Source organism: Belliella aquatica, assembly GCF_014637795.1.
GTDB lineage: Bacteria > Bacteroidota > Bacteroidia > Cytophagales > Cyclobacteriaceae > Belliella > Belliella aquatica.
Genome location: NZ_BMFD01000007.1, coordinates 21909 through 47918, shown reverse-complemented (window position 1 = coordinate 47918; position 26010 = coordinate 21909). Strand labels below are relative to the sequence as shown.

The following is a 26010-nucleotide window of genomic DNA, read 5'->3' as shown; positions in this document are numbered from 1 at the left end:
AAAAACACGTTTATTTCAAAACAAAAAAAGGACACTGTTTCCAGTATCCTTCGAAGTAGCGGGAACAGGACTCGAACCTGTGACCTTCGGGTTATGAGCCCGACGAGCTACCAACTGCTCCATCCCGCGATATATTTTTATAAAATCTTATTGCTTTTTTTAAGACTTTATCAGCCTTTGCTGATATCGTGGTACAAAAGTAGAGGTATTTTTGATGCTAAGCAAATATTGAAGGATAATATTCAATATTTTTTCAAAAAACAGAGATTCCTGCTCTCTCTATATGGATATCCACTTTCTTACCCCTAGCCATTTACAATTTTGTATGAAGTTCATTTCCATCAACTGCCGACTATCTGAATAAAAAAACCAAGGATGATCTTTGGTTTTTTTTGTCTTACATATTTAACTTACATTCAATCTTTTATTTTTCTAACCACAAACTATTTGGAAGGCTTTGAATAAATTAAAAATTCTTATTGTTGAAGACGAGCTTGTTATTGCAGAGGATCTGAAGGATATATTAGAAGATCTAGGTTATGAAGTTTGCGGCATTGCAATCAGCGCTAGAGAAGCATTGGCCTTAATTGAAGAATGCAATCCTGATCTTGCACTTTTGGATATTCAAATCAAAGGAGGAAAAGATGGGATAGAACTTGCCGCTGAGATCAATGAAAACTATCACCTGCCTTTTATCATTGTGTCATCCTATTCAGATAGGCAGACACTCAATAGAGCAAAAGAAGTGCATCCTTTCGGATATTTAGTAAAACCATACAATGAAAAAGATATCTTAGCGGCCATAGAAATGGCTATGGCCAACTATGCGAAAGAGCAGGCAAAGAAATCGGAGGACAAATCAGAGGAATTTGTGCTCAAAGACAGCCTTTTTATCCGCACAAATGGCATGTTAGTCAAGCTGAAACTCGCAGACATCATTTATTTTGAGGCAGATGCCAACTACACACATGTATTTACCAAAGATAAAAAGTTCGTTATTCGATCCATCCTAAAAGAACTCGAAGCTAAATTGGATCCCAATCGGTTTGTACGAGTACATAAGTCCTACTTGATCAACCTCGAAGAAATTGAAGGAATACAAGCAGAAGCTGTTCATATCGCAGGCAAAGAAATACCTATAAGTAGAAATCAATACAGTTGGCTCCTTCATCAAATCAAATTACTCTAAATAACTCAAATCCAATTCCCCAATCTTTAAATCCCCCTAACTCTTATCGCGCAAGCCAACTTTCCAACTTTTCAACCTTACAACCTTCCAACATAACCTCCCAATCCCCAATTTCCAATCCCCCACGGCGGACAAGTTCTTCCAATCTTCAAATTTTTCAATCTTCCAATCCCTAATCCCCCAATCCCCATTCAACCAATAACTAATCCCCAATAACCAACCCCCAAATCTTCCAATCTTCCAATTTTCCAATCCCTAATCCCTAATCCCCAATCCCCAATCTTTAAATCCCCCTAACTCTTATCGCGCAAGCCAACTTTCTAACTTTTCAACATTACAACCTTCCAACATAACCTCCCAAAATCTTCCAATCCCCCACGGCGGACAAGTTCTTCCAATCTTCCAATTTTTCAATCTTCCAATCCCTAATCCCCAATCCCCAATCTTTAAATCACCCTAACTCTTATCACGTAAGCCAACTTTCCAACTTTTCAACCTTACAACCTTCCAACATAACCTCCCAAAATCTTCCAATCCCTAATCCCTAATCCCCAATCCCCAATCTTCAAATTTTTCAATCTTCCAATCCCTAACCCAACTAATCCCTAATCCAACTAATCCCCCCAATCCACCAATCCCCAATCTTTAAATCACCCTAACTCTTATCGCGCAAGCCAATTTTCCAACTTTTCAACATTATAATCTTCCAACATAACCTCCCAAAATCTTCCAATCCCTAATCCCTAATCCCTAATCCCTAATCCCCAATCCCCAATCTTCAAATTTTTCAATCTTCCAATCCCTAACCCAACTAATCCCCCAATCCCCAATCTTTAAATCTCCCTAACTCTTATCGCGCAAGCCAACTTTCCAACTTTTCAACATTACAACCTTCCAACATAACCTCCCAATCCCCCAATCCCCATCCCCCTCCCCACTTTTACATTTTTCCTCACTTCTTCCACATTTCATGCATGATGCTCCCATTAGAAATAAGCAGCATGTCTTTTCTGCCTAGATTCATTTATAATTTTTGAACAACCAAAACCAAATGAATCATGAAAAATGCACTAACAGTTTTCGCAGTATCCTTTTTGATTATTCTCTCTGCTGCCGCTCAAGAAGAAAGGCTACTGGCAAACAGCTCTAGTAAAGAAATTAAAGAAGTGAAATTAAGAGAAATGGAGCTCCCTGAATTTCTCGGTGGACAAGAAGCCATGACAGCCTTTATTCATCAAGAAATCACTTACCCAGAAATGGCTTTCAGACAAGGTGTAGAAGGGGTGGTATTGATCAACTTTAGAATCTCCAAAGAAGGAAAAATCTTAAAGCCATATGTTGCACAAAGTGTTCATCCTGAATTAGACAAAGAAGCACTAAGATTGATCCAAGAAATGCCTAATTGGTCGCCGGCATTACAAAATGGCCAACCAAGAGAAGTAGCTTACCAACTTCCTATACGATTTGAGCTAAGAAATTAAAGGTTATATGTTTAATCAATTACTAACTGTCTTCTATCTTAGAAGGCAGTTTTTTATTTGATTTAGAAATTTGAGATCATTCGCATCTCCATTTTCTTACCCATAACCATTTATTATAGACTATAAAGGTCATTCAATCAACTGTTGACCGTAGACTGCTGACTATCAATCGAATAATTATCTATGTAAACAACCATCTCCACTTACTTCCACCTAGCCATTTATAAAAGATTACGAAGTTTATTTCAATCAACTGTTGACCGTCGCCTGTCGACAAGTAAAGCAAATAATTATCCATGTAAACACGCATCTCCACTTTACTTATCTGTGGCTATTTATAATAGACTATAAAGTTCATTTCAATCAACTGTTGACAGTCGACTGTCGACCGTCGACTAGTTCAAGTCTCATGACTTGGACCATATCCTTGCAGTTTTCAAACTGCCATCAAAAGTCTCCAGACTTTAATCCCGAATGCCACAAAAGTAGCCATAGACAACATTCCATGAAGTTCACCTCCATCTACTGTTGACAGTCGACTGTCGACCGTCGACAACAAGACCTCGCTATCAATCACATTTCATTGCCTTAAATAAGAATATCTTACCAATATTTCTGTAAATTCAACCTACTTAAGTATTTTATTGTCAAATGATTGCCATACGCTTTTAAATTTCAAACTTTCTCAGCTTCTGAATCAATGAAACATAAGACCACTCTTTTCCTTGCCATATGCTTATGGATACCACTTTTCTCTTTTTCACAGAAGTCGCAGTGGCTAGTTGATTCCCTCAGTTTTTATCAAAAAGAATATCAAACTGCCATCAAAGCAGGAGATGTCGAAAAAGCGAAAAACAGCCTCTATAAGATCGAAACTGAAGGGATGGACAGCCTTGATCCTGAATTTTTTAATTTCTTCAATCAATCTATTCAAAGTAAAGAGATAAAAAATTTACCAGCAATCTCAGCTGCACTCTATAAGGGATTGGGTGTATTGGAATTTTATAGAGGTGAAATTAAGCTTGCGAAGAACGCATTTAAAAATGCAAAGATATTCTACCTCAAAGACAGTTCTCTGCGTGACGCTGCTGGAATGGCTATGAATTTAGGGGTTATGCAAGAGCGTTCTGGTCAATATGACTCTGCAATAATCAATTACAACGAAACAATTCCAATTTTTGAGTCTTTGTCGGATACCACATCGCTCAGTAAAGTCTATGAAAATATTGGGTTGCTGTACTATCAGCAGTCTGATTACCCTACTGCTCTGCAATATTTTGAAATGACAGACTCTTTATTAAATCTGATTCTTGACCCCATGAACATGCGATGGGTTGGGTTTTATATGAATAAAAATTCTGTATTCAGTCACACAAATAAGCAAGAGGAAGGCTTAGAACTCCTGCTTTTGGCCTTCCGAATAGCAGAAAGCAACAACAATGAATATTATATCAGTAAACTGAGCTCAGCAATGTCTGATATTTATGAGTTGAAAGGGGAAACTGATAAACAGTACGAAGCACTCTTAAGAAGTAAAGGTTTTTTTCAAAACAGAGGGAATCAATATGAAAATGCCATGCTCGATTATAAATTCGGAAAGTATCATTATCATGTCAACAGCATAGACTCGGCCTATTATTTCTCACAAAAAGCACTTCAATATTTTCAAGCTAAAGAGTTGGGAGAGGAGATTGGAATGGTCCTGAATCAAATGGGTAACATCGCTTTTTCCCAAGAAGATTATGACAAAGCAGCAGATTTTTATGAACAGACTTCTAGGTTTCTGAAAAATGAAAAAACAGAGGCTTATGCAGGTTTCCTATTCAATACTGGATATGCTTTCAATAAAAAAGGTGATTTCTCTAAGGCCCTAGGATACATAGAAAAATCACTGGAAATTAGAAAAGAGCTCAAAAACATAATCGGATTAAAGAATTCATATCAAGGACTTGCTGAAACTTATGAAGGATTGGGTGATTACAAAAAAGCATATAATAACTTGGCCCTTTTCCATAATTACAGCGACTCGGTATTGAATGAAGTTAAAAACAAGCAGTTAGCCGAGTTGGAAACACAGTACCAGACAGAGAAAAAAGATCAGGCCATAGCCGTCCTGGAAAGCGAAAAAGAAATCCAAGAATTGAGAGGAGAAAAACAACAGGCTCAAATTTACCTCAGTGTTGCAGGTCTGCTCTTATTCTTAGGATTGGCAGGCTTGTTTTTTGTACAAGCAAACACCAGAAAGAAACACAATGAAATCCTCTCTGCCAAAAATATAGAGATTGAAAAACAAAATAGCGAAAGAGAACTACTCCTAAAAGAGATTCATCATAGGGTGAAAAATAACCTTCAGATAATTTCCAGCCTTTTGAGCATGCAGACGCGAGGATTAGCTGATGATAAAGTAAAAGACGCCATGAAAGAAAGTCAAAGTAGGGTTAAAACGATGGCTTTGATTCATGAAAAACTCTATCAATATGAAAATTTGTCTAAAATAAATATGCAGGAATATATGCTTCAATTAAGTGATTTCCTCACTCAAACTTATAGATCTGACAAACAAATAGAGGTACACATAGAAGCTGATGAAATCAATTTGGATATGGATATGGCTGTTCCCGTTGGATTGATAACAAACGAATTGTTGTCCAATTCACTAAAGTATGCATTCGAAGACTTAGAAGTAGGAGATATTTATATCAAGTTCAGCCAGACAGCACCTGGTGCGTACCGACTTTTGGTGGAAGACTCCGGAAAAGGACTAGATGAAAACCTTGATATAGACAAAACCAAATCCCTTGGATTGAAACTCGTACGTACGCTGACAAGACAGATAAATGGAAAATTAAAAATAGCCTCCAATCCTGGCGCATCATTTGAAATAGCGTTTAGTGATGAAAGTATAGCCGCATAAAAGCAAAAAACTTGATGCCCTCAAAAACACTTTTAACCAAGAAACTTGTCTATAAATGGGATTGAAAGAATTTGCTCAATCGATGCACTCATCAGAATTGCCCAAAATAATCCACTCACAAACATGTAAATAAATACAATTTTTTTCTCCACACGAAAAGCACTCATAATGATGGTGCCTCCGATTGGGGTTAAAAGCATGGGAGTAATGGCAGCAATCCCAACAGGACCAAATTTCTGCCACACCTTTACGATTCTTCGGTTTTTCTTGGAAAATTTATTTCGCTTTTTTGTCACTTTGACATTCCAATTTGCCTTGATCCACTCTCCAAGATAGGTAATCAAAAATACAGAAGTCATCATCCCAGCGACGGTTACAATTGTACTTTCTAAAATAGAATATCCTGCTGCTGACCCCAAAATAGGGCCAGCTACAAATTTAAAAAGACAAGTGAGGTAAATTGCTAGGAATTTAAGCAAGTAAGCGATCATAAGATTGAAAAGAGATATACGGCATAGAACAATACTAAAAACGCACCTTCCCAACGGGAAACATTTAATCTAAATCTTAGAATAGGAAATAATATAACAGTCAAGACCAACATCCAAATAAAATCCTGACTCAAGAATTGCTCCGTAACCTCAATCGGCTGTACAAGGGCAGTAATTCCAATGATGCCGAGTACATTCATAATGTTGCTTCCCAAAATATTCCCAATAGCAATGTCGGTTTTTTTATTGATGGCGGCGATGACAGATGTGGTAAGCTCAGGCAGACTTGTGCCTATGGCAATTACTGTTACTCCGATGATACGTTCACTGACTCCAAATACTCTAGAAATCTCTACTGCACTATCTACAAACATGTCAGAACCAAAATAGAGGCCGGCTATTCCTAATACAATCAAGCCCGCTGCCTTCCATGTGGATTCCTTTTTCAATAATTCAGCTTCTTCTTCAGTAAGTTCTGGCTCGGTTCCTCTTAGTTTCTTGAAAATATATAGATTGACCAATATCAGAAGAATTACAAAAATAAGCCCTTCTAATCTTGAAATGACATTGTTATAAGATAGAATAAAGAATAGAGAAGAGGAGATCAACGTAAATAGGTAATCTAATTTCAAAACGTTGATATGCAATGCTATGGGGTAGAGAATAGCACTTATGCCCAGCACTAGTGAAATATTGGCAATATTAGAACCGACCACATTGCCGATAGCAATATCACTCGTCCCTTTCAATGCAGCATTCACACTTACCAGTAACTCCGGTGCGGAAGTCCCAAATGCAACAACTGTCAATCCAATTAATCCTGCACTTAACCCCAGCTTTGCAGCAATAGAAGAAGCACCATCTACCAGCAACTTACCCCCTAGAAGAAGTATTCCAAGACCTAGTATTAATATTAAATAGACCATTTTAAATTAAAGCTTTACTCCAAAGGCTAAATCACCTGCGTCACCTAAACCTGGAATAATGTATGATTTTGAGTTGAGTTTTTCGTCCAATGCACAAGTCCATATTTTGAATGGGATTGACATGGATGCGTTAATAAAATTAATTCCTTCTGGCGCAGCAATGACAGAGGCAATATGAATCATTTTTGGAATGCCATTTTGCATCATTGCTTCCACACTTTTGATAAATGACTTACCTGTGGCGAGCATCGGATCTATCAGGATGATTTCCTTTCCATTTAGATCTGGAGCTGCTAAGTAATCAAGGTCGATAGAAATAGCAGAATCAATAGAGTTCTCTTTTGCTCTGTAAGCGCCTATGAAACCTGATGGAGCTTGATCATAAAAATTAGAAAACCCTTGATAAAATGGTAAGGCTGCTCTTAATACACTAATTAGAATAGGTTGATTATCAAGTGTGTTTACACTTGTACTTTGCAAAGGGGTATGAATTTCTGTCTCTTTATAGTCTAGGTCCTTAGAGATTTCATAAGCCATAATCTCGCCAAGTCTCTCAAGATTTTTTCTAAACCTCAACCTGTCCTGATGAACAGAAATATCCCTTATTTCTGATAGAAAGTTATTAGCAATGCTATTGGTTTCATTTAAAATAAACATGATACTGCAAATTTAGGTACAAAAAAAACCCGATCCGTAAAGATCGGGTTTTCATTTGATATATTGTATCTTATTTAACTTCGAAGCTTGTTCTTCTAGCTAATTGTCTAGCATCAGCAGATTGCTTATCTACACTAGTATCTTCACCATATCCTTTGTAAGTCAATCTAGAAGCATCAATTCCAGCTGCTACCAACTGATCATAAACACCTTTAGCTCTTCTTTCAGATAACTTCATGTTGTAATCTTCAGGACCTAATTCATCAGCATATCCTTTGATCTCTACACTTACTCCTGGATTTCTCTTCAAGAAGTTAGCAACATAGTTTACAGAAGATGCAGAGTAACCAAGTGGATTAGCGCTGTCAAATGCAAAGTATACATTCACATAACCTTCATTGATTGCTTTCTTGAAGTAATCAACTTCTTTCACTTCTTCAACAGGACATCCATTGTTAGATGCTGGACCTGGAGCAAATGGACACTTGTCCAAGTGATCAGGAATACCATCACCGTCAGAATCCAATGTTCTACCATGTGAATCAACTCTAGCACCAGCTGGAGTATTTGGCTCTTTGTCTAAATAATCTGGAACTCCATCACCATCAGAATCTTTTAGCATATCTTTGATTTCACCAATCTGAGAAGCTAATTCTTCTTTAGTGGCATACTTGTCAGCAGCAATGTACCAATCAGCATGTGTGTCTTTGCTACCTAAGTAGAAGCTCAATCCTAATGTACCTGTCCACCATACAGCGTTAGCTCCATAGTATCCATTGTTAGTAGATGGATTAGGCATTGTACCTGGGTTGATGTTTGAAGCACCGTCAAATGAAGTTGTCTGTCTACCGTTGATGATTGTGCTGATGTCAGCATTCAAGGCAACTCTTTCAGACAATTTAACTTGACCAGTAAAACCAGCGATAAAGTTATAAACGTTATCATTGAAGTCTGCATTAGCATTCTCCTGTGGATTTACTTGACCTAAACCAGCCCCAAAGTGACCGAGTAGGTTAACTCTTCTTGAGAAAGTCTCCCAATTCATGATTCTGCCTAAATTGGCAACACCTTGAAGGTTCAATCTCCAATAGTTTGTAGAGAAAGAAGGGCTGTTACCTTCAGACTCACTGAACGAACCAAAACCGTAGTCTAGTTTCGCACCAAATTTTTCATTGAACATATAACGAACACCTAAGTCCGCATGTCCAATATTCAATGTTGGAGACAAATAACCGGCTGTTAATGGAGCCATTGGTTTATTGAAACCGCCATTTACTTCAAGAGACCATTTGTTGTAGTCTGTTTGGGCATTAACTCCTAAAGTCAATGCTCCGATCATTAATGTAGATAGTAGTAATTTTTTCATGGTAAAAAATTTTTTTTCAAAATTTTGAGTGTTTAATTGATTTCAATGCAAATTTATAAACTTTAAACTTAACACAAATGTATATTTAATTTTTAAATCTTTAAACTTTATTCCAATTCTTTTAGAATTTTCGCTATACATTCGCGTCAATTCAGTCATAAATAATGCCAAAATGAAACTTTTAAAAGATTTATTAGAAATACAGAGTGTGTCAGGTGACGAATCACCAATGCAAAAGTTTCTTATAAACTATGTCTTACAACGCATGCATTCATGGAAGGTTTTGCCAAAAGTCTACCAAGGTGAAAATTTCCACGATTGTATTTTACTAAAATTTGGTAATCCCCGTACAGCTGTATTCGCTCACATCGATACGATCGGTTTCATGACGCGATATGAAAATCAATTAATTAGCATTGGAGGTCCTGAATTAGAAGACAATACTTTATTATGTGGACAGGATTCTCTAGGGCCAATATTTTGTAGATTAAAAAATATTGATGGGGAGTTGTTTCACGACCTCCCAAGGGCGATAGATAGAGGTACTTGTCTTTCATTTGTTCAAAATGTTAGAATAGACGAAGAATTTATTCAAGCTGCCTATCTAGACAATAGGTTGGGTGTATATAATGCGCTTCAAATCTGCGAAGATTTGGAAGATGGCTGGGTAGTTTTTTCTACTTATGAAGAACATGGTGGCGGAAGCATGCCCTACTTGTTAAAATTTATCATGGAAGTAGCTCCTATTAAACAAGCTTTAATATCAGATATCACATGGGTGACCGAAGGTGTAGAACATGGTAAAGGTGTCGCAATTTCAATTAGAGATAAATATATCCCTCGAAGAAGTTTTCTAAATAAAATAATTGCCTTGGCTCATGAGAGTGGCGTTCCATTTCAACTTGAAGTAGAAGATGCGGGAGGAAGTGATGGACGAGAAATTCAATTCTCTCCTTATGCCATTGATTGGTGTTTTATCGGAGCTCCAGAAGACCATGTTCACTCTCCAAATGAAAAAGTGGCACTTTATGATTTAGCATCCATGACTGAATTGTACAGATTTCTGATGTCTCGTCTATAATGTATTAGCAAAAATATGAATGAATAGGAATCATTTTTTTATATATTTGTCATGCCCTTGATGATAAGGGCATTTTTATTTAGTAAAAATGATTGAAATACAAGGTAAAGAATTTGTCCCATTCATAAATGCAGAAGAAATCGATAACCGATTACAAGCAATTGGCGCACAAATTTCTTTGGACTTTAAGGATGAAACCCCGGTCATCATTGGCGTACTCAATGGGGCATTCATGTTTTTATCCGATTTGATTAAATATTTGAACATAGCTACCGAAATTTCATTCATTAAGGTAGCATCTTATTCGGGGACAGATTCCACGGGAAAGGTGACTGACTTGATCGGTCTAGAATCAGAATTAGAAGGAAGAAGGGTTATTATCGTAGAAGATATTATTGATACGGGTCTCAGCATGACTCACTTGATAAAGTCAATTCAAACCAAAAACCCTAAAAGTATAGCTGTAGCAACACTTCTTTTTAAGCCTGAGGCTTTGAAATATTCTGTAGATATTGATTACATTGGCTTCAAAATAGAAAATAAATTCGTTGTTGGTTATGGGCTAGATTACGATGGTTTGGGTAGAAATATACCATCAATTTATCAATTGAAATAAATATCATTTGATAAATTAGTTGATACTGACATAAATAAAATTAATTCCAAAAAATCTGTTATGCTTAATATAGTATTGTTTGGCCCTCCGGGAGCGGGTAAAGGAACCCAAAGCGAAAAGCTTATAGAAAAATATAATTTGACTCATCTTTCTACGGGAGATTTATTTAGGAAGCACCTTGGTGAAGGTACAGACTTAGGTAAGCTTGCTAGAAAATATATGGATGAAGGAAAATTGGTTCCTGATGAAGTAGTTATCGGGATGGTAGAAACAAAAATTAAAGATACGCTAGACAGCAATGGGTTTATTTTCGATGGCTTCCCTCGAACTGTAGCTCAAGCAGAGGCCCTTGACAAAGTTTTGGGAGATCTAGGACTCAAAATATCAGGAATGATAGCCCTTGATGTTCCGGAAGATGTTTTGAAATCTAGAATCCATGAAAGAGGTAAAACTTCTGGTAGAGTAGATGATCAAGATATCGCAAAGATCGAGACCAGAATCAAAGTTTACTTGGATGAAACACTACCTGTTGCAGGATTTTATGATAAACAGGGTAAACTTACAAAGATTCATGGAGTGGGAACCATCGACGAGATTTTCTCAAATATCTCAAAAGTGATCGATCAGTATTCATAATCAAATAATTATTACCTTTGCGGTTCAAATATTTTGGCTAAGCATATTTGCTTAGCCTTTTTTATTCCAAACAATAAATAAAGTGGCAGATTCCAATTTTATAGATTATGTGAAATTCTGTTCCAGATCAGGAGCAGGAGGAGCAGGTTCAGTGCATTTTCGAAGAGAAAAACACGTACCCAAAGGTGGGCCTGATGGAGGTGACGGAGGTCGTGGAGGTCATATTATTCTTAGAGGAAGTTCTCAGCTGTGGACATTGCTCCACTTGAAATATAAAAAACATGTGATTGCAGAAGCTGGGAAAAATGGCGAAGGAGGAAGGAGAACAGGGAGAGATGGACAAGATATCATCTTAGAAGTTCCTCTGGGCACTATTGCCAAGGACGCTGAAACTTTTGAATTGAGACACGAGATTACTGAAGATGGCCAAGAAGTCATCCTGACTCCAGGAGGCAGAGGTGGCTTAGGAAACGACCATTTCAAAACTGCAACCAATCAGGCGCCGCATTATGCGCAGCCAGGAGAAGAAGGTTTAGAAGAATGGATCATTCTAGAATTAAAATTATTAGCAGATATAGGCTTAGTGGGCTTCCCGAATGCTGGGAAATCGACCTTACTATCAAGCATATCAGCAGCACGACCAGAAATTGGAGATTATCCATTTACCACTTTAGTCCCTAATCTTGGCGTAATCCCATATAGAGATGATAAATCTTTTGTTATGGCTGATATCCCGGGGATTATAGAAGGGGCTGCGGAAGGAAGAGGACTTGGAATCAGATTCTTGAGACACATTGAGAGAAACTCCATCTTGCTATTTATGATTCCTGCTGACGCAGAAAGTATCAGCGAGCAGTATCGCATATTGCTTGGTGAACTGGAGAAATATAATCCTGAATTGCTCGATAAAAAACGACTCTTAGCAATTACCAAAGCAGATATGCTGGATGGGGAATTGATGAAAGAGATGGAGGCTGACGTTCCCAAAGACTTGCCTTATATATTTATATCTTCAGTGAGTACTTATAATCTAGACAAACTGAAGGACATGTTGTGGCAGGCAATCAACAGTTAATCTGTGTCACATTGTCAGTTTTGTGCCAATGGCAAACAAATTGATATTCTCGAAGAGTCCAATAGACAAATTATTGGGTAGAGTAAAGAAAGACTTAATTATTAGCGTCATAAATTCTAAACGTGACAGATAAAGATATGAGCAAAGAAAATATAGCTTCAGAAGCGGAAGAGTTGAACAAAGAGGAAGTAACCGCAAAGGAAGAAAATACAGAAACTACGACAGAAGAAATAGTCAATGAAGTTTCTGAAGAGGAGAAATTGAAAGTGGAAGTTCAGGAATTGAAAGATAAATACCTTAGACTTTATTCTGAGTTTGAGAATTACAGAAGAAGAACCTCAAAAGAGCGTTTAGATTTGATCAAAACAGCATCACAAGATCTGATGGCTGAAATCATTCCTGTGGTAGATGATTTTGAGAGAGCTTTCAAAGCGAGTGAAAACGAAGAAGATGCAACAAAAGTAAGAGACGGAAACCAACTTGTTTTCCAAAAATTCCAAAGAATTCTCGAAAATAAAGGATTGAAGTCTATGGAAGGATTGGTCGGAGAAACTTTCGATGCAGAGACACAAGAAGCAATCACTCAAATTCCTGCTCCATCAGAGGAGTTGAAGGGCAAGGTAATAGATGTAGTAGAAAAAGGATATACCTTAGGTGACAAAGTTGTCAGATATGCTAAGGTTGTCATTGGAGCGTAATTGATATGGCGAAAAGAGACTTTTATGAAATATTGGGCGTAGCAAAAAATGCTTCCCCAGAAGAAATAAAGAAAGCATACAGAAAACTTGCTATCCAATACCATCCGGACAAAAACCCGGATAATCCTGAGGCTGAAGATAAGTTCAAAGAAGCAGCTGAAGCGTATGAAGTATTGAGTAATCAAGAAAAGCGTCAGCGATACGATCAATTTGGTCACCAAGGAGTAGGTGGTAACGGCGGCTATGGCGGCGGTGGAATGAATATGGATGACATATTCTCACAATTTGGTGACATCTTCGGTGGTGGAGGCGGAGGAGGTTTTGAATCCTTCTTTGGTGGAGGCGGAAGAGGCCGTAGAACCAAAAAAGGAACTAACCTGAGGGTGAAACTCAAACTGAACCTCAAGGAAGTTGCTAATGGCGTAGAAAAGAAAATCAAGGTAAAACGTCATGTCCTAGCAGATGGAGTGACTTTTACCTCGTGTAGCACTTGTCAGGGTTCAGGTCAAGTCAAAAAAGTAGTCAATACAATGCTTGGTCAGATGGTTTCTGCTAGCACTTGTCCTGCTTGTGGTGGAAATGGTCAGATAGTAGATAAAAAACCTGCTGATGCTGACGCACGTGGCTTGATTCTCAAAGAAGAAGTAATTGCGATCAACATCCCGGGAGGTGTGGCTGATGGAATGCAACTTAGCATGTCAGGCAAAGGAAATGAAACTGCTGGTGGTATACCCGGAGACTTATTAATCGTAATAGAAGAAATAGAGGATGATACGCTACAAAGAGATGGGAATAATGTTGTGTTCGATCTTTATGTCAGCTTCATAGATGCAGCTCTTGGCGCTCAAGTGGAAGTGCCTACCATCGATGGCAAGGTGAAAATCAAACTTGACGCCGGTACGCAAAGTGGCAAAATGCTAAGACTAAAAGGTAAAGGGATTAAGGATATCAATGGCTACGGAAAAGGCGATCAGCTGATTCATGTAAACGTATGGACTCCTAAGCAACTCAGCAAGGAAGAAAAACAAACCTTGGAAGGATTGAAAGATTCAGAAAATTTCAAACCAGATCCAGGGAACTCTGAAAAAAGTTTCTTTGACAAAATGAAAGAATTTTTCTAAAAAATAGAGGCTGGAAATATTTCCAGCCTTTTTTATTGCGCTTTCATAACCTTTTCAAAGTATCTCCGTAATTTACCCGTATGTTGAGAGGATTGTGCTTAATCATTTGTTTCGTTTTCAGTGCCGAAATATCCCTAAAAGCCCAAATAGAAAAGGAATTTAAGATTGAAGAACGTAAAGGATTCAATATAGTACACGTGGATTTCAATGTGTATAAGGGGATTACTAAGCTTCATCGAGAACACGGAGATTCACCACTTCACATCAACTCTCACCTTTCAAAAGTAAATATCCTCCCAACTTTTTCGCATAGTATTAAGAATGGTGTTCTTTCTGCTCATCTTTTGCACAGAAATGTGGAGTCAGAGACACTAGGAAAAAGTCTGTCATACAAATTATTCTCAAGCGATTCTGAGGATTATGATCATAAATGGAACATCGGGTTAAGCGCCAATCATTTGTATGATTTGAACCTGTATTTTGGAATTGGTAAAGCTGATTTAGATTTTTCTAACCTCCCAATCTCAAATTGCAATATCAAATCAGCAAGTGCCGACATTAAATTGAATTATGCTAAAAAATTCTCCAATTCCGTTACGATGGATACGCTAAAGGTTTCGATCAATATGGGTAATTTAGAAGTTTCAAATATCAATTATGCTAACGCAGAAAACATGATTTTTGAAATCAATTACGGTACCCTTGACCTTTCTTTTTCAGACAATTTGCTTCATGATGCAAAAGTCTCAGCCGTAGTTGGTGCAGGAAAAGTAAACCTAACCCTGCCAGACCAATCGCAGCCTTATAAATTAAAAATCAAATCAACTCCAATGTGCAGGACATATTTGCCGAAATATCTAAAAGATATTGGAGACAAAACCTACGTAAGCAAAAGTTACAAAGCAGATGCGCCAGATTTACTTGAACTTACCATAGATGTTTCTGTCGGATCAGTTACAGTAAAGTAGATTTTTTCATTTCAAATCACTACTTTCATCTAAAGTAAAATCCTTGAATATACTAGAAATCACCAATCTCAAAAAAGTTTACGGCGAACACACAGCGCTTCAAGACATCAATCTCACCATTCCTCAGGGAACTATTTTTGGTTTATTGGGACCAAATGGAGCAGGAAAGACAACACTGATCCGAATAATTAATCAAATTATAGATGGGGATAGTGGGCAAGTATTTTTCAAAGGAGAAAAATTGAGTCCCAAGCATATTGCTCAAATTGGCTATTTGCCTGAGGAAAGAGGCCTTTATAAAAAAATGGAGGTTTGGGATCAGCTGATATATTTTGCCAGACTAAAAGGGATGCCCTTGGCGGAAGCCAAAACAAAAGTAGATTTTTGGCTTCATAAATTAGATATCCAAGCTTGGAGAAAGAAGAAAATCGAAGATCTTTCAAAAGGAATGGCTCAAAAAATTCAGTTTATCGCTACGGTTATCCACGAGCCGGAATTGCTGATATTGGACGAGCCATTTTCAGGATTTGATCCAGTCAATGCAGAATTGATTAAAAATGAAATCCTTGAATTGAGGGAGAAGGGAATTACTGTAGTCCTTTCTACCCACAGAATGGAATCGGTAGAGTTGCTCTGCGATCATATAGCCATGATTCACCAATCTAAATTAGTCCTAAGCGGATCACTACAAGAGGTTAAGAAGCAATTCAGAAAGAAAATCTTTAAAGTATCCCTAGAGCCTTATGCACCTTTGCATTTGAAGGAAGACTGCCAATTGATTTCTCAAGGGCAAATTAATACGCTACACATTCCTCTAAGGCACCTAAATCCAAACGAATTACTTTCAGAAATGATCTTGCTTGGAGAAATTCAGGAATTTTCTGAAATCATACCCACCATGGAGGAGATTTTTATTCAACAAATCAAAAACCATTCAGATGAATAAAGTTTTTCTTGTCATTCAAAGAGAATATTTAGCAAGAGTAAAGAAAAAATCCTTTCTACTTGCAACAATCCTGACGCCTTTGATTTTCCCAACTATTATGGGGCTCTTTTTGTGGATAGCTGTGGGTGAAGAAAAAGGAGAAGCCTTGAGGATCGTAGAAGTGGTGGATGAAAACAATTTATTCTTCTTAGAAAGTAGAGATCAATATGCTTTTTCTTTTTCTAACCTGAGTATTGAGGAGGGGAAAAAACAAGTGCAGTCTGGAGAGCGATATGGGTTTTTATACATTCCGAAGCTGAATTTAGAAAGTCCCTCAGGTATAATCTATTATGCTGCTAACAATCCAAGCATGAGCTTCATTTCTTCGATTGAGTCGGGATTGAAAAGGAGAGTAGAAGAACTTCGGATGCACGCGGCTGGAATTGATCCGGAAGTCTTAGAGGCTTACAGAACATCGGTCAGTATCCAAGCGATCACACTCAACAATTCAGGTGAGGAAAAGATGACGGATGCCACCATTAATTACGGAATAGGTTTTTTCACTGGTATTCTAATTTACATATTTATTTTCGCCTATGGCAATCAAGTCATGCAAGGTGTAATTGAGGAAAAGTCTAGCAGAATCATTGAGATATTGGTGTCTTCGATCAAGCCATTTGAATTGATGTTGGGGAAAATTATCGGGATTGGTGCCGTTGGTCTTACTCAGTTTTTGATTTGGATCTTTTTAATCGCTGGTGTTTCCACAATTGTGCTAGGGTATTTTGGGATGCAAATGCCGCAGCAAACTGCTATGGAAATGGCAAATCCAGAAATGATGGACTTAGTAAATATGGATAGCGATTTCCCTCATATATTAGCAGTAATCATGGAGATCAATTTCATTCAAATTGCGCTCACTTTTGTATTTTATTTTATCGGAGGATATCTGCTTTATGGTTCTTTTTTCGCTGCTATCGGTGCGGCTGTAGATACGCCATCTGATGCACAGCAGTTTGTACTCCCTATTACGATTCCTTTGTTGATAGCTTATTTTGGATTGTTTGCATTTGTACTCGTTGATCCTACAAGTAATGTGTCTTTTTGGCTTTCAGTCATCCCATTGACCTCCCCAATAGCAATGATGGGTAGAGCGAGTTATGGTGTTCCCTTCTTTGACTTGGCTCTGTCTATGTCGTTGTTAATCATAGGGTTTTTGATGACCACATGGATTGCTGCAAAAATATACAAAATAGGCATCTTGATGCATGGAAGCAAAGTAACCTACAAGACACTTTGGAAATGGATCAGAATGGGGTAAGCCAAAAAAATAAAAAGCCTGACTTTCGCCAGGCTTTCTCCAATCCTCAAAATTGAAATTTATTTCAGATATGCTGATAGCATCCATACAGTTTTCTCTTTTGCTGTAATGTAGCCACTCATCAAATCCACTGTACCTTCGTCGTTTTGTTCGGAAGCAATATCTAGTGCTTCTCTCTCAAGTTCTAAAAGCGTGTTCAAATTGTCTCTGACAGTCTCGACCATTGCTTTGGAATCAGAAACTTCCTTAGCCTCTTTGATTCTCGAATTGTTTAAAAACTCTTCGAATGAAGATAATGGCCTTTCGCCTAGTGTTAAAATCCTTTCTGCTGTTTCGTCAATACCGAGGTGAGCAATATCGTAAAGCTCCTCAAATTTTGCGTGCAACTCAAAGAAATTCGGACCTGACACATTCCAGTGGAAGTTTCTTAGGTTTTGATAATAAACTTCGTAATTGGCGAGAAGGCTATTTAACTTCTTTACTAAAATTTTACTGTCTTTTATTTCTAATCCTATATCGTTTGTGCTCATATTATTATATTTTTGGTTTCTTACTAATTATAGATCAAATATAACGCCATACTCCGATGAATTTATTTTTGTCAGGATTGATAATATCTATGACTTAATGGAGTTGTCTATTATACTACGCCCAAATCATCTTGTTGTTTAAAAAATGAGGAATACCCTTCAGGAAATAGCCACTCTGGACTTTTATAAGAATAAAAATAAAATCAAGTGGTTGATTTTTATATGTTCTGTAGTGATCAGTTTTGGATCAATCTACTATACCAACAATTTGGTGGAGGAGCTCAAAGAGCGAGAGAAAAGGCAAATAGAACTTCTGGCGCGTGCATTGGAATATGCTTCTATTTACACTGACAATTTGACCTTTATCAATCAGGAGATTATTCAACAGAATAATTCTATTCCATTGATCATCATGGATCAGTTTGGAAGCCCTGGAGAGTACAAAAACATCAATTTTGGAAAGAAGACTTCTGAAGAAGATAAATTGGAAGTCCTCAAGACTGAGTTACTCAAAATGAAAGAGGAGTATGAGCCTATTCAAATGGAAAATGGCTCCTTTATTTTTTATAGAAACTCTGAATTGCTCACTTCACTGAGATTTTATCCTTATGTACAGCTTGCCGTGATTATAGTCTTCGGCATCTTGGCTTATGCAGTTTTTAATCAATCGAAAATCGCAGAACAGAATCAAGTATGGGCTGGCCTGACCAAAGAAACAGCACATCAACTCGGTACACCAATCGCTTCACTAATGGCTTGGATTGACTATTTGAAAAACTCACCGGTATGGGAAGAGAACAAAGAAGTCATTCAGGAGATGGACAAAGATGTGGTCAAGTTAAGAATGGTTACAGAGCGATTTAGTTCTATCGGTAGTAAGCCTGTGATCCAGTCGGAGAATGTTTTTGCAGTAGTAGATGATGCGATTACTTACCTAAGGCCAAGAATTTCGAGTAAGGTGGAGATGACCGTCAATGGATACGCAAAGGACATAGAAGCAATGATCAATAAGCCACTCTTCGAATGGGTGATTGAGAATATTTGTAAAAATGCGGTGGATGCGATGCGTGGTCAAGGGAAAATAGAAATAGATATCATCAAAGAAAGCGAGCAATATGTGATCGTAGATATATCCGATACTGGTAAAGGTATGGAGAAAAGGATGTTCAAGCGGGTTTTTAATCCAGGTTTTTCTACTAGAAAAAGAGGATGGGGACTTGGACTGACTTTAGCTAAAAGAATCATTGAAGGCTATCACCAAGGGAAAGTTTTTGTCAAGCAGTCTGAAGTCGGTAAAGGGACGACATTCAGAATCATTCTCAAGGGAGTCAAAGAGCAAATGGACGAAAACACAAAAGATGATTTTTTCAGTTTTTAATAAATAAAAAAGGCTTCAAAGAAGCCCAGATAAAAGATAAAACAGCCAAAGACTGTCAAATCTTTCCATTTATTAAACCTTACAGCTTCGAATATAGCGTTCTAACTTAAGATTTCAAAATTTAAACAAGTAACATTCGCTTGAGAACTATTGTAATACTATCAATAATTTTTTTTCGAATGTTTTTGACCAACCAACCAATCGGACTATTTCGTCCCCAATCAAGCAAAAACTAAATCCTCTAATTGACCTAATTAACTGATCACTCAATCAACTAATAACTCCTTCCCCTAAATAACCCAATCACAGATCACTCAATTAACCAATAACTCATCCCCCTAATCAACCCAATCACTAATAACTCAATCAACTGATCGCCTAATCAACTCAATCGCCAGTCTCTAATAACATAAATCCCCAATTGACTAAATCAACCAATAAGCCAATCACCGATAACTTAATAATCTAATCAACCAAAATCTCAATTGATATTGATAAAACTAGCTACACCAAGTCTAACACCACCTCTTGAGTAGTTTCCGTTTTCGAATCCAGCACCGATTTCCACTCTAAATATTCTAAAGAGATTATCCAAAGAATAACCCACTTCCCAGTAATGTGGAGAATTGGCGGTCTTGAGGTAGTTCAAGAAAATATTTTCTCTTACTCCGGAGAAGCGTAGCATCGGTAATTGGGTTAAGAGGAATTTTCTAAATTGATAATGGACAATTCCACTCACATAATTTGATTGAGCGCTGTATTGGTAATAATCCATAAAGCGATAGTTTGACGCTACGCCCATATTGGCAAAAATGGTTCTATTGCCACCAAAGTGCTTATAATCTTGGAAATAGACCCTGTTGTTATTTAGGAAAGTCCCTGCTCTCAAATTGAAATCTAACTTGCCACTGACTCCAAAATTAAAGAAATGCTCTAGCCCAAATTCCGCCAAGTCAAAATCTGCCTGATCCAAGGAGTTTCCTGCCTTGATACCTTTGGTATAAGCAAACTTCAGCAAAGGTGCAGAGGAGTAGATAGGGCTTTTGCTGCCATTTCGAATGCTGTATTTGACACCAGGTCTCCATTCCACACTGCTATTCCAAATCAAAGCTCGATGATTGTCGAATGCATAAGGTGAATCTTCTACATTTTCAGGAATATTGCTCGTGTACTCTCTTCCAGGTCTATTGTATATGCTCCAGTTGTTTGTGTTTTCTAGTGTGCGTCTATTTGCAAAAGTAAAGTTAGTCCTGTAAGTAAATGCGTCATTGACACGATGGGCAAGGTATCCTGTGGCAAAATCCTGCTCGAAGAGCTTCATGTAATTCTGTCTAAACCATACCGAATACAAGGCGTTGACTTGTTCGTTGATGGGATTGTCTGTATTGTATTGGAAAATGTATGAGCCTCCTTTAAATCCAAAAGTGTATCCCGGCCTTCCTTTGGTAACTGATCGACGTAAATCTACTATACCATACAGCTGATCACTAGAAAAACCATACCTGACCTCAGGCTCAATGTTCCATGATCGATTGTAATAGCTAACACTGTCAGCCATTTTGGTCCTTTTCTCTATCCTGTAGAAAGCGCCGATTCCCATTTTATATCCTTCGACTGTGTTGAAGGAGATTTTAGTAAGGTTTGAATTGAATCCTGCTGACTTTCCATTTCCAAAGAAATATTTACCACCCGTTAGGATTTCCTGAATTCTGAATTTTCTCTTAGCTTTTTGTATGGTACTGTCATTGTCACTTTTTTTGGCAGCTTCTACTACAGCGACACTGTCGTCTCTTTGATACCCCTTGAGTTCGGCATCAGTAAGTTTCACAGGTCGAATACTGTCCCAATAGCTCAAATCTCTCTTTTTGGCGAGACTGTCAATTTTATAATTTCTTTCCGTTATTACTTCTGAATTTTCTCTTTCCTTCTCTGCTTCCTTTTCATATTCATTGATCAGCTTTCTGAAGTCTTTCCGCTTCATATTGTCTGCTTGCGCAATTTGTTCAAGTGCGGATATGTTTTTATTAAATGTGCTGCTGCCCTCAGGAATCTTATCAATTTTTTCATCAATAATTTCTGTTTCAACAATCAAATCCGGATTTAGCTTGACTTTATAATCCCTAGTGGAAGCGAGGTATTTGTACTCTCCAGCAAAGCCAAAGAATTTGCCCCCAAAAGTATAAGTGTGCGTTGTTGGCATCCAGACATTTTCTGCTACCTCAGCATAAAGCTGTCTCGCATTGATATCAAAACCAAGTAGGGAGGTTTTTAAGTCAAGACTGTGAATCGCCCATAAATCCTCAATGATAAAAATAAAGCCCTCAAAAACCCGCTCTCCTCGTGATCGTGGGGTAACTCTGATTTTATTTACGGTAACCCCATTTTCGATAAACGAGCCGTCAAATCGAAATCGATAATAAGCAAAAGCTGTTGGCGCCAAGGGAGAAATGGCTTCATTTATTCTTTCATTGTAAAAACTAGTAGCCAAATATGGAGCAGGGGAGGTTTGGTTGTTATCCCCGTTGGTCCGAATGCTGATTACGCGCTCTTCGATTTTATCTGGCTGTGAAAAGGTGATTTCAGAAACTGACTCAGTGGTGTAAGCTTCATTAAGTTTCATTCCATCTTTTTCCAATTGCTTTTTAATAAAAAATGGAGCATTGGTGAGTTGCCCTGTCCCTTTCAAGTAGACAATCATGCTGTATTCCTGGACTTGTAGTCGGTGGTATTTGGCTTTGGATATTGCCTTTCGCATGATCGTTAGCGCAGGATCTTCTGCTTTACTATTGATCGTTACTTCTTGCAAAGCATAAGTTTGTTGCTTCAGCTCGAAATCTAATTGAATCCAATCCTCTTTGATTTCCACAGTTTGGAGAACAGCAGCATAGCCAAGATATTGAACAACCACATCGTAATAGCCTGGCTTTAGTTTGTATTCATATTCACCATTCTGATTTGTGGGTACGCCATCGGCAAGATTTCGGATATAAACAGAAGCATATGCAAGCGGTTCACCAAGATCGGAAAGAACCTTTCCTCGGATACCTTGAGCCTTGAGTTCTGCTGTACCCAGAATGACCAAAAAGAAAAGCAATGTTTTAAAAGTAGAAGTATGTTTCATGTTGAATGGTTATTGCAAGAAAAGTAATCCAAAAAGATTAAACGGCCTGAATTTTCAAGAAGTTTTGACAAAATTTAACCTTTGTAGTTCATTTTGATAAAAAGCGTTTTATTTCTCTTTTATGAGCTTTTATAAGCGTAGATTTTTCCCCTAGATTTTTATCAATATATTATTTGGCAAATCACGGTCTCTAATTCTTTTGTGTCAATGAATTCACACTTTAGTAAGTGAATTCATAAAAAAGGTGTGATTTTTTCACATTTCTAATAAAATCCAAAAATTTTAACTATTCGAAAAGTTCAATCGTTTTCGGTTGACGATATGATAATATTATAAAGGTATTATTATGGATTAACAAAAAATACCATAATTCTGTTAACACTACTTATTTCAAAAGCCTCCAACTGCATATGTTAAAAATTGCAAAATTAAAATTAAACAATCAACTTGGATGAGAAATTAACTATTAAACCAAACCGTTTTTTTCAAAACAACAAACCCTATGAGAAATTATTTACAAAAAATGAAGGTATTTCTGATGGTTACAGTGCTGCTTTTCGCGGCTGTAATCACTGTAAATGCACAGAGCAGGGAGGTTTCAGGTACAGTCCTGGATAAAACCATGGGTGATCCCCTTCCTGGAGTTACAGTATTGGTCAAAGGAACGACCAGAGGTACAAATACAGACTTGGATGGTAAGTTCACCATTTCGCTTCAGCCAGGTGATCAGGTGTTGGTATTTTCATTTGTCGGTTTTACGGCACAAGAAATTACCGTCGGAAATCAAAGTATCATCAACGTAGAACTTGAAGAAGATATCACATCATTACAAGAGGCTGTCGTAATTGGTTATGGTACACAAGACAAGAAAGAAATTACCAGTTCGGTAGCAAGTGTAGGTGTTGAAGGATTCAATAAAGGGAACTTTACTAATCCTCAGTCTCTACTTACTGGTAAGGTAGCTGGATTGAATATTTCTACTCCAGGTGGTTCGCCAAATGCACAGCCAACTGTAAGATTAAGAGGTATTTCTTCCTTTGGTGCAAACTCGGCTCCTTTGGTTGTATTAGATGGAGTAATTGGTGCATCTATTGATGCGGTCGATCCAAATGATATCGAAACTATTGATGTACTGAAAGATGCTTCTGCTGCTGCAATCTATGGTACTAGAGGTGCTGCTGGTGTAATTTTGATTACTACCAAAAAAGGAAGTACTAAAAAGGGTTTCTCAAATGTGACGATCAATACTTTTGGTACAGCTGAGCAAGCTACAGGTTTGATTCCAGTTTTGTCTCCAGATGAATTCAGAGCAAGAAGACCTGAATCTGCTGATTTCGGTCAAAACACAAATTGGAGAGACGAAATCTTGAGAACTGCGCTGAATGGAACAACAAATGCATCACTTTCTGGTGGTTTTGAAAACACTTCTTACTTTGCCTCAGTTAATTATAGAAGTAATCAAGGAGTTGTGAAGAATTCAGGAAGAGAGACATTGAATACGAGATTAAATTTATCGCATGGCGCGTTAAACAATAGATTAAGAATGAATTTAAACTTAGCATTTACGGATACAGAAGCTAATGATGTACCAGGTGAAGCTTTGTTGTATGCTACTATTCTTAATCCGACCATGCCAGTTTTTGATAATTCGCCAAATGGTCTATTAAACGGAGGTTTCTTCCAGCCATCAGGGTTTGACAACAACAACCCAGTGGCTTTGATCAATACAAGAACGAATCAAACGAAAGTTAGAAATGCCTTGTATTCCTACAGAGCTGAATACGACATTACAGATGATCTAATTGTATCAGCACAGTTTTCGCAAGATGTTTTAAATACCTTAAATGGTCAATATAGTTCTCGTCTTGATGGAGCACCAGGAGGTGGTAGAGCAAATAATGGTATAGCTCAACAAAATACCTTTGATAGAACAAACACAATTATTTCTGGGAACTTGAGATATGAAAAAGAAATTGTTAACGGTTTGAATATGTCTTTACTTGGTGGTGTTGAGACGCAATTATCAAGTGAAAGAGCATTTGGTGTTCAAGCTAGACAGTTTTTATATGATCAAGGTTGGAATAACTTAGGAGCAGCGGGTATTAGGTTTGGTGAAAACACAAACTTGTATAGCAATGCTACTAAATCTACTCTTAACTCAGTTTTTGGAAGAGCTAATTTCAATTATAGAAATATCTACTTCTTTTCTGCTACAGTTCGAGCTGAAACATTCTCTGGTTTTGGTATCCAAAATCAAACAGGTTACTTCCCAGCATTCTCTGCGGGTGTTGATTTGACTCAGATTTTTGATATGGGTCCTTTCAATCAATTCAAATTAAGAAGTTCTTTTGGTATAGTAGGTCAGTTACCTGCATCTCCAACGCTTGCGATAGGTATCTATCAAAATGGAAATAGAATTCAACTTGATCCAACGGACTTAAATACAGCTTGGGTTGCACCTAGACAAAACACAAATCCAAATCAGTTTCTTCAGTGGGAAACTACTCGTGAAATAACCTTTGGTCTAGACTACGCACTCTTCAATGGTAAGATTTCTGGTAGTATGGACTACTACAGAAGAAATCTTCAAGACTTATTATTTGAAGTAGGTGTGAACGTAGGTCAGCCTAACCCTTTCAACCCAAGAGCAGATCAGCCAGGACAATTCTTCCCTTATACTGCGGGCTCTATATGGGCTAATATCGCGGGGCTTAATAGTGCTGGTTTTGAATTCTTAATGACAGCAGACAGAATCAACCTAGGTGGAGGTGTGACATGGACGCCAACAGCAATCTTCACTATCTACCAAAGAGCAAGAATCCAAGATATCGGTGCTGGTGGATTGACTTTACCTGAAATTAGAAGAGGTGTTCCTGGCGCTCCAGGTGTGAATAATGCACAAGTAATTAGAAATATTGAAGGCGAGCGTGTTGGAGATATTTATGGTCCAAGATTAGAAGGGATCCTTGATGATGGAAGAACAGTATTGTCTACAGAAAGTCCTGACGAGTTTGAGAGATTAGGAAATGCCCTACCAACAGGTGACTTTGGTTTTACGAATCAATTCAACTATAAAAACTGGGATTTGAACTTCCTTCTAAGAGGTTCTTGGGGACATCAAATGTTGAACTCATTCAGATTATTCTATGAAGGCGATGGAAACGCAACTTGGAACTCTGTAATCACAAGTAATACACCAACCGACCCAGTAATATCTAACGCACCAAGTCAAATCTCTGATTTTTATATCGAGAGAGGTGATTTTGTAAGATTGGATAACCTTCAGTTAGGTTATACTGTCCCTACGAAATCTCCATTGATATCTAATCTAAGATTTTATGCTGGTGTTCAAAATTTATTCACGATATCTAGCTTCACTGGTGTAGATCCTGAAGTAAGATGGACTGATGGAGGTGATCAATTAGCTCCAGGTATTGAAAGAAGAGATACATACTTTATTCCAAGAATTTGGACTACTGGATTAACAATAACCTTTAAATAACATAAACTGATTTA

Annotated in this window: 21 protein-coding genes and 1 tRNA gene; 14 read left to right on the top strand and 8 right to left on the bottom strand. The window is 37.6% G+C overall.

The annotated features are described in order from the left end of the window. Positions 1-56: 56 nt before the first annotated feature. Positions 57-129 (bottom strand) — tRNA-Met (locus tag IEV57_RS11285). 328 nt (positions 130-457) lie between these two features. Here IEV57_RS11285 and IEV57_RS11280 point away from each other — a divergent pair. Together IEV57_RS11280 and IEV57_RS11275 are read left to right on the top strand one after the other, a co-directional pair. Next, complete coding sequence (locus IEV57_RS11280; RefSeq protein ID WP_188442830.1) at positions 458-1189, top strand: LytR/AlgR family response regulator transcription factor; 732 nt, start codon at positions 458-460, stop codon at positions 1187-1189. A gap of 1058 nt (positions 1190-2247) precedes the next feature. Next, positions 2248-2670: an energy transducer TonB gene (locus tag IEV57_RS11275; RefSeq protein ID WP_188442828.1), complete on the top strand. Its 423-nt coding sequence runs from the start codon at positions 2248-2250 to the stop codon at positions 2668-2670. 436 nt (positions 2671-3106) lie between these two features. Here the strand turns inward: IEV57_RS11275 and IEV57_RS11270 are convergent, their stop codons facing one another. Beyond that, positions 3107-3247 (bottom strand): hypothetical protein, encoded by a 141-nt coding sequence (locus IEV57_RS11270; RefSeq protein ID WP_188442826.1) that lies wholly within the window; start codon positions 3245-3247, stop codon positions 3107-3109. 123 nt (positions 3248-3370) lie between these two features. Between IEV57_RS11270 and IEV57_RS11265 the strand changes: the two genes are divergently transcribed. Next, a complete protein-coding gene (locus tag IEV57_RS11265) occupies positions 3371-5584 on the top strand; it encodes a histidine kinase dimerization/phosphoacceptor domain -containing protein (protein ID WP_188442824.1) in 2214 nt (737 codons plus the stop codon). Between the two features lie 32 nt (positions 5585-5616). Here IEV57_RS11265 and IEV57_RS11260 read toward each other — a convergent pair whose 3' ends face one another. From IEV57_RS11260 to IEV57_RS11245, 4 genes are all read right to left on the bottom strand, one after another. Then, positions 5617-6075, bottom strand: coding sequence for a hypothetical protein (locus IEV57_RS11260; protein ID WP_188442822.1), 459 nt, complete (start codon positions 6073-6075; stop codon positions 5617-5619). After that, the gene (locus IEV57_RS11255; RefSeq protein WP_188442820.1) at positions 6072-7001 is read right to left on the bottom strand and encodes a calcium/sodium antiporter; all 930 of its coding nucleotides are present in this window, start codon (positions 6999-7001) and stop codon (positions 6072-6074) included. The genes IEV57_RS11260 and IEV57_RS11255 overlap by 4 nt, the downstream gene beginning before the upstream one ends. A gap of 6 nt (positions 7002-7007) precedes the next feature. Beyond that, positions 7008-7658 (bottom strand): uracil phosphoribosyltransferase, encoded by a 651-nt coding sequence (upp, locus tag IEV57_RS11250; protein ID WP_188442818.1) that lies wholly within the window; start codon positions 7656-7658, stop codon positions 7008-7010. A gap of 70 nt (positions 7659-7728) precedes the next feature. After that, positions 7729-9024, bottom strand: a complete 1296-nt coding sequence (locus IEV57_RS11245) for an OmpA family protein (protein ID WP_188442816.1) — start codon at positions 9022-9024, stop codon at positions 7729-7731. A 172-nt stretch (positions 9025-9196) separates the two neighbouring features. On the opposite strand from IEV57_RS11245, the gene IEV57_RS11240 reads away from it, so the two are divergent. From IEV57_RS11240 to IEV57_RS11200, 9 genes are all read left to right on the top strand, one after another. Next, the gene (locus IEV57_RS11240) at positions 9197-10105 is read left to right on the top strand and encodes an aminopeptidase (RefSeq protein WP_188442814.1); all 909 of its coding nucleotides are present in this window, start codon (positions 9197-9199) and stop codon (positions 10103-10105) included. A gap of 88 nt (positions 10106-10193) precedes the next feature. Continuing rightward, positions 10194-10721, top strand: a complete 528-nt coding sequence (gene hpt / locus IEV57_RS11235; RefSeq protein ID WP_188442811.1) for a hypoxanthine phosphoribosyltransferase — start codon at positions 10194-10196, stop codon at positions 10719-10721. 60 nt (positions 10722-10781) lie between these two features. Next, a complete protein-coding gene (locus IEV57_RS11230; protein WP_188442809.1) occupies positions 10782-11357 on the top strand; it encodes an adenylate kinase in 576 nt (191 codons plus the stop codon). 82 nt (positions 11358-11439) lie between these two features. Continuing rightward, positions 11440-12432 carry a GTPase ObgE gene (gene obgE, locus IEV57_RS11225; RefSeq protein ID WP_188442807.1) on the top strand — a complete coding sequence of 331 codons (993 nt, stop codon included), beginning with the start codon at positions 11440-11442 and terminating at the stop codon, positions 12430-12432. A 137-nt stretch (positions 12433-12569) separates the two neighbouring features. After that, positions 12570-13130 carry a nucleotide exchange factor GrpE gene (locus IEV57_RS11220; RefSeq protein WP_188443097.1) on the top strand — a complete coding sequence of 187 codons (561 nt, stop codon included), beginning with the start codon at positions 12570-12572 and terminating at the stop codon, positions 13128-13130. A 5-nt stretch (positions 13131-13135) separates the two neighbouring features. Beyond that, complete coding sequence (gene dnaJ, locus IEV57_RS11215) at positions 13136-14251, top strand: molecular chaperone DnaJ (protein WP_188442806.1); 1116 nt, start codon at positions 13136-13138, stop codon at positions 14249-14251. A gap of 80 nt (positions 14252-14331) precedes the next feature. Beyond that, complete coding sequence (locus IEV57_RS11210; protein WP_188442803.1) at positions 14332-15219, top strand: toast rack family protein; 888 nt, start codon at positions 14332-14334, stop codon at positions 15217-15219. Positions 15220-15262: 43 nt separating this feature from the next. Beyond that, a complete protein-coding gene (locus IEV57_RS11205; protein WP_188442801.1) occupies positions 15263-16165 on the top strand; it encodes an ABC transporter ATP-binding protein in 903 nt (300 codons plus the stop codon). Beyond that, on the top strand, positions 16158-17465 hold the full coding sequence (locus tag IEV57_RS11200) for an ABC transporter permease (RefSeq protein WP_188442800.1): 1308 nt from the start codon (positions 16158-16160) through the stop codon (positions 17463-17465). The genes IEV57_RS11205 and IEV57_RS11200 overlap by 8 nt, the downstream gene beginning before the upstream one ends. 59 nt (positions 17466-17524) lie before the next feature. On the opposite strand, the gene IEV57_RS11195 is transcribed toward IEV57_RS11200, so the two are convergent. Beyond that, positions 17525-17995 (bottom strand): Dps family protein, encoded by a 471-nt coding sequence (locus IEV57_RS11195; protein WP_188442798.1) that lies wholly within the window; start codon positions 17993-17995, stop codon positions 17525-17527. A gap of 145 nt (positions 17996-18140) precedes the next feature. Here IEV57_RS11195 and IEV57_RS11190 point away from each other — a divergent pair, with 145 nt between their 5' ends. Then, positions 18141-19373 carry a sensor histidine kinase gene (locus IEV57_RS11190; RefSeq protein ID WP_188442796.1) on the top strand — a complete coding sequence of 411 codons (1233 nt, stop codon included), beginning with the start codon at positions 18141-18143 and terminating at the stop codon, positions 19371-19373. A 481-nt stretch (positions 19374-19854) separates the two neighbouring features. Here the strand turns inward: IEV57_RS11190 and IEV57_RS11185 are convergent, their stop codons facing one another. Further along, on the bottom strand, positions 19855-22494 hold the full coding sequence (locus IEV57_RS11185; RefSeq protein ID WP_188442794.1) for a DUF5686 and carboxypeptidase regulatory-like domain-containing protein: 2640 nt from the start codon (positions 22492-22494) through the stop codon (positions 19855-19857). 502 nt (positions 22495-22996) lie between these two features. Between IEV57_RS11185 and IEV57_RS11180 the strand changes: the two genes are divergently transcribed. Beyond that, positions 22997-25996: a SusC/RagA family TonB-linked outer membrane protein gene (locus IEV57_RS11180; protein ID WP_188442792.1), complete on the top strand. Its 3000-nt coding sequence runs from the start codon at positions 22997-22999 to the stop codon at positions 25994-25996. The last annotated feature ends 14 nt before the right edge of the window (positions 25997-26010 follow it).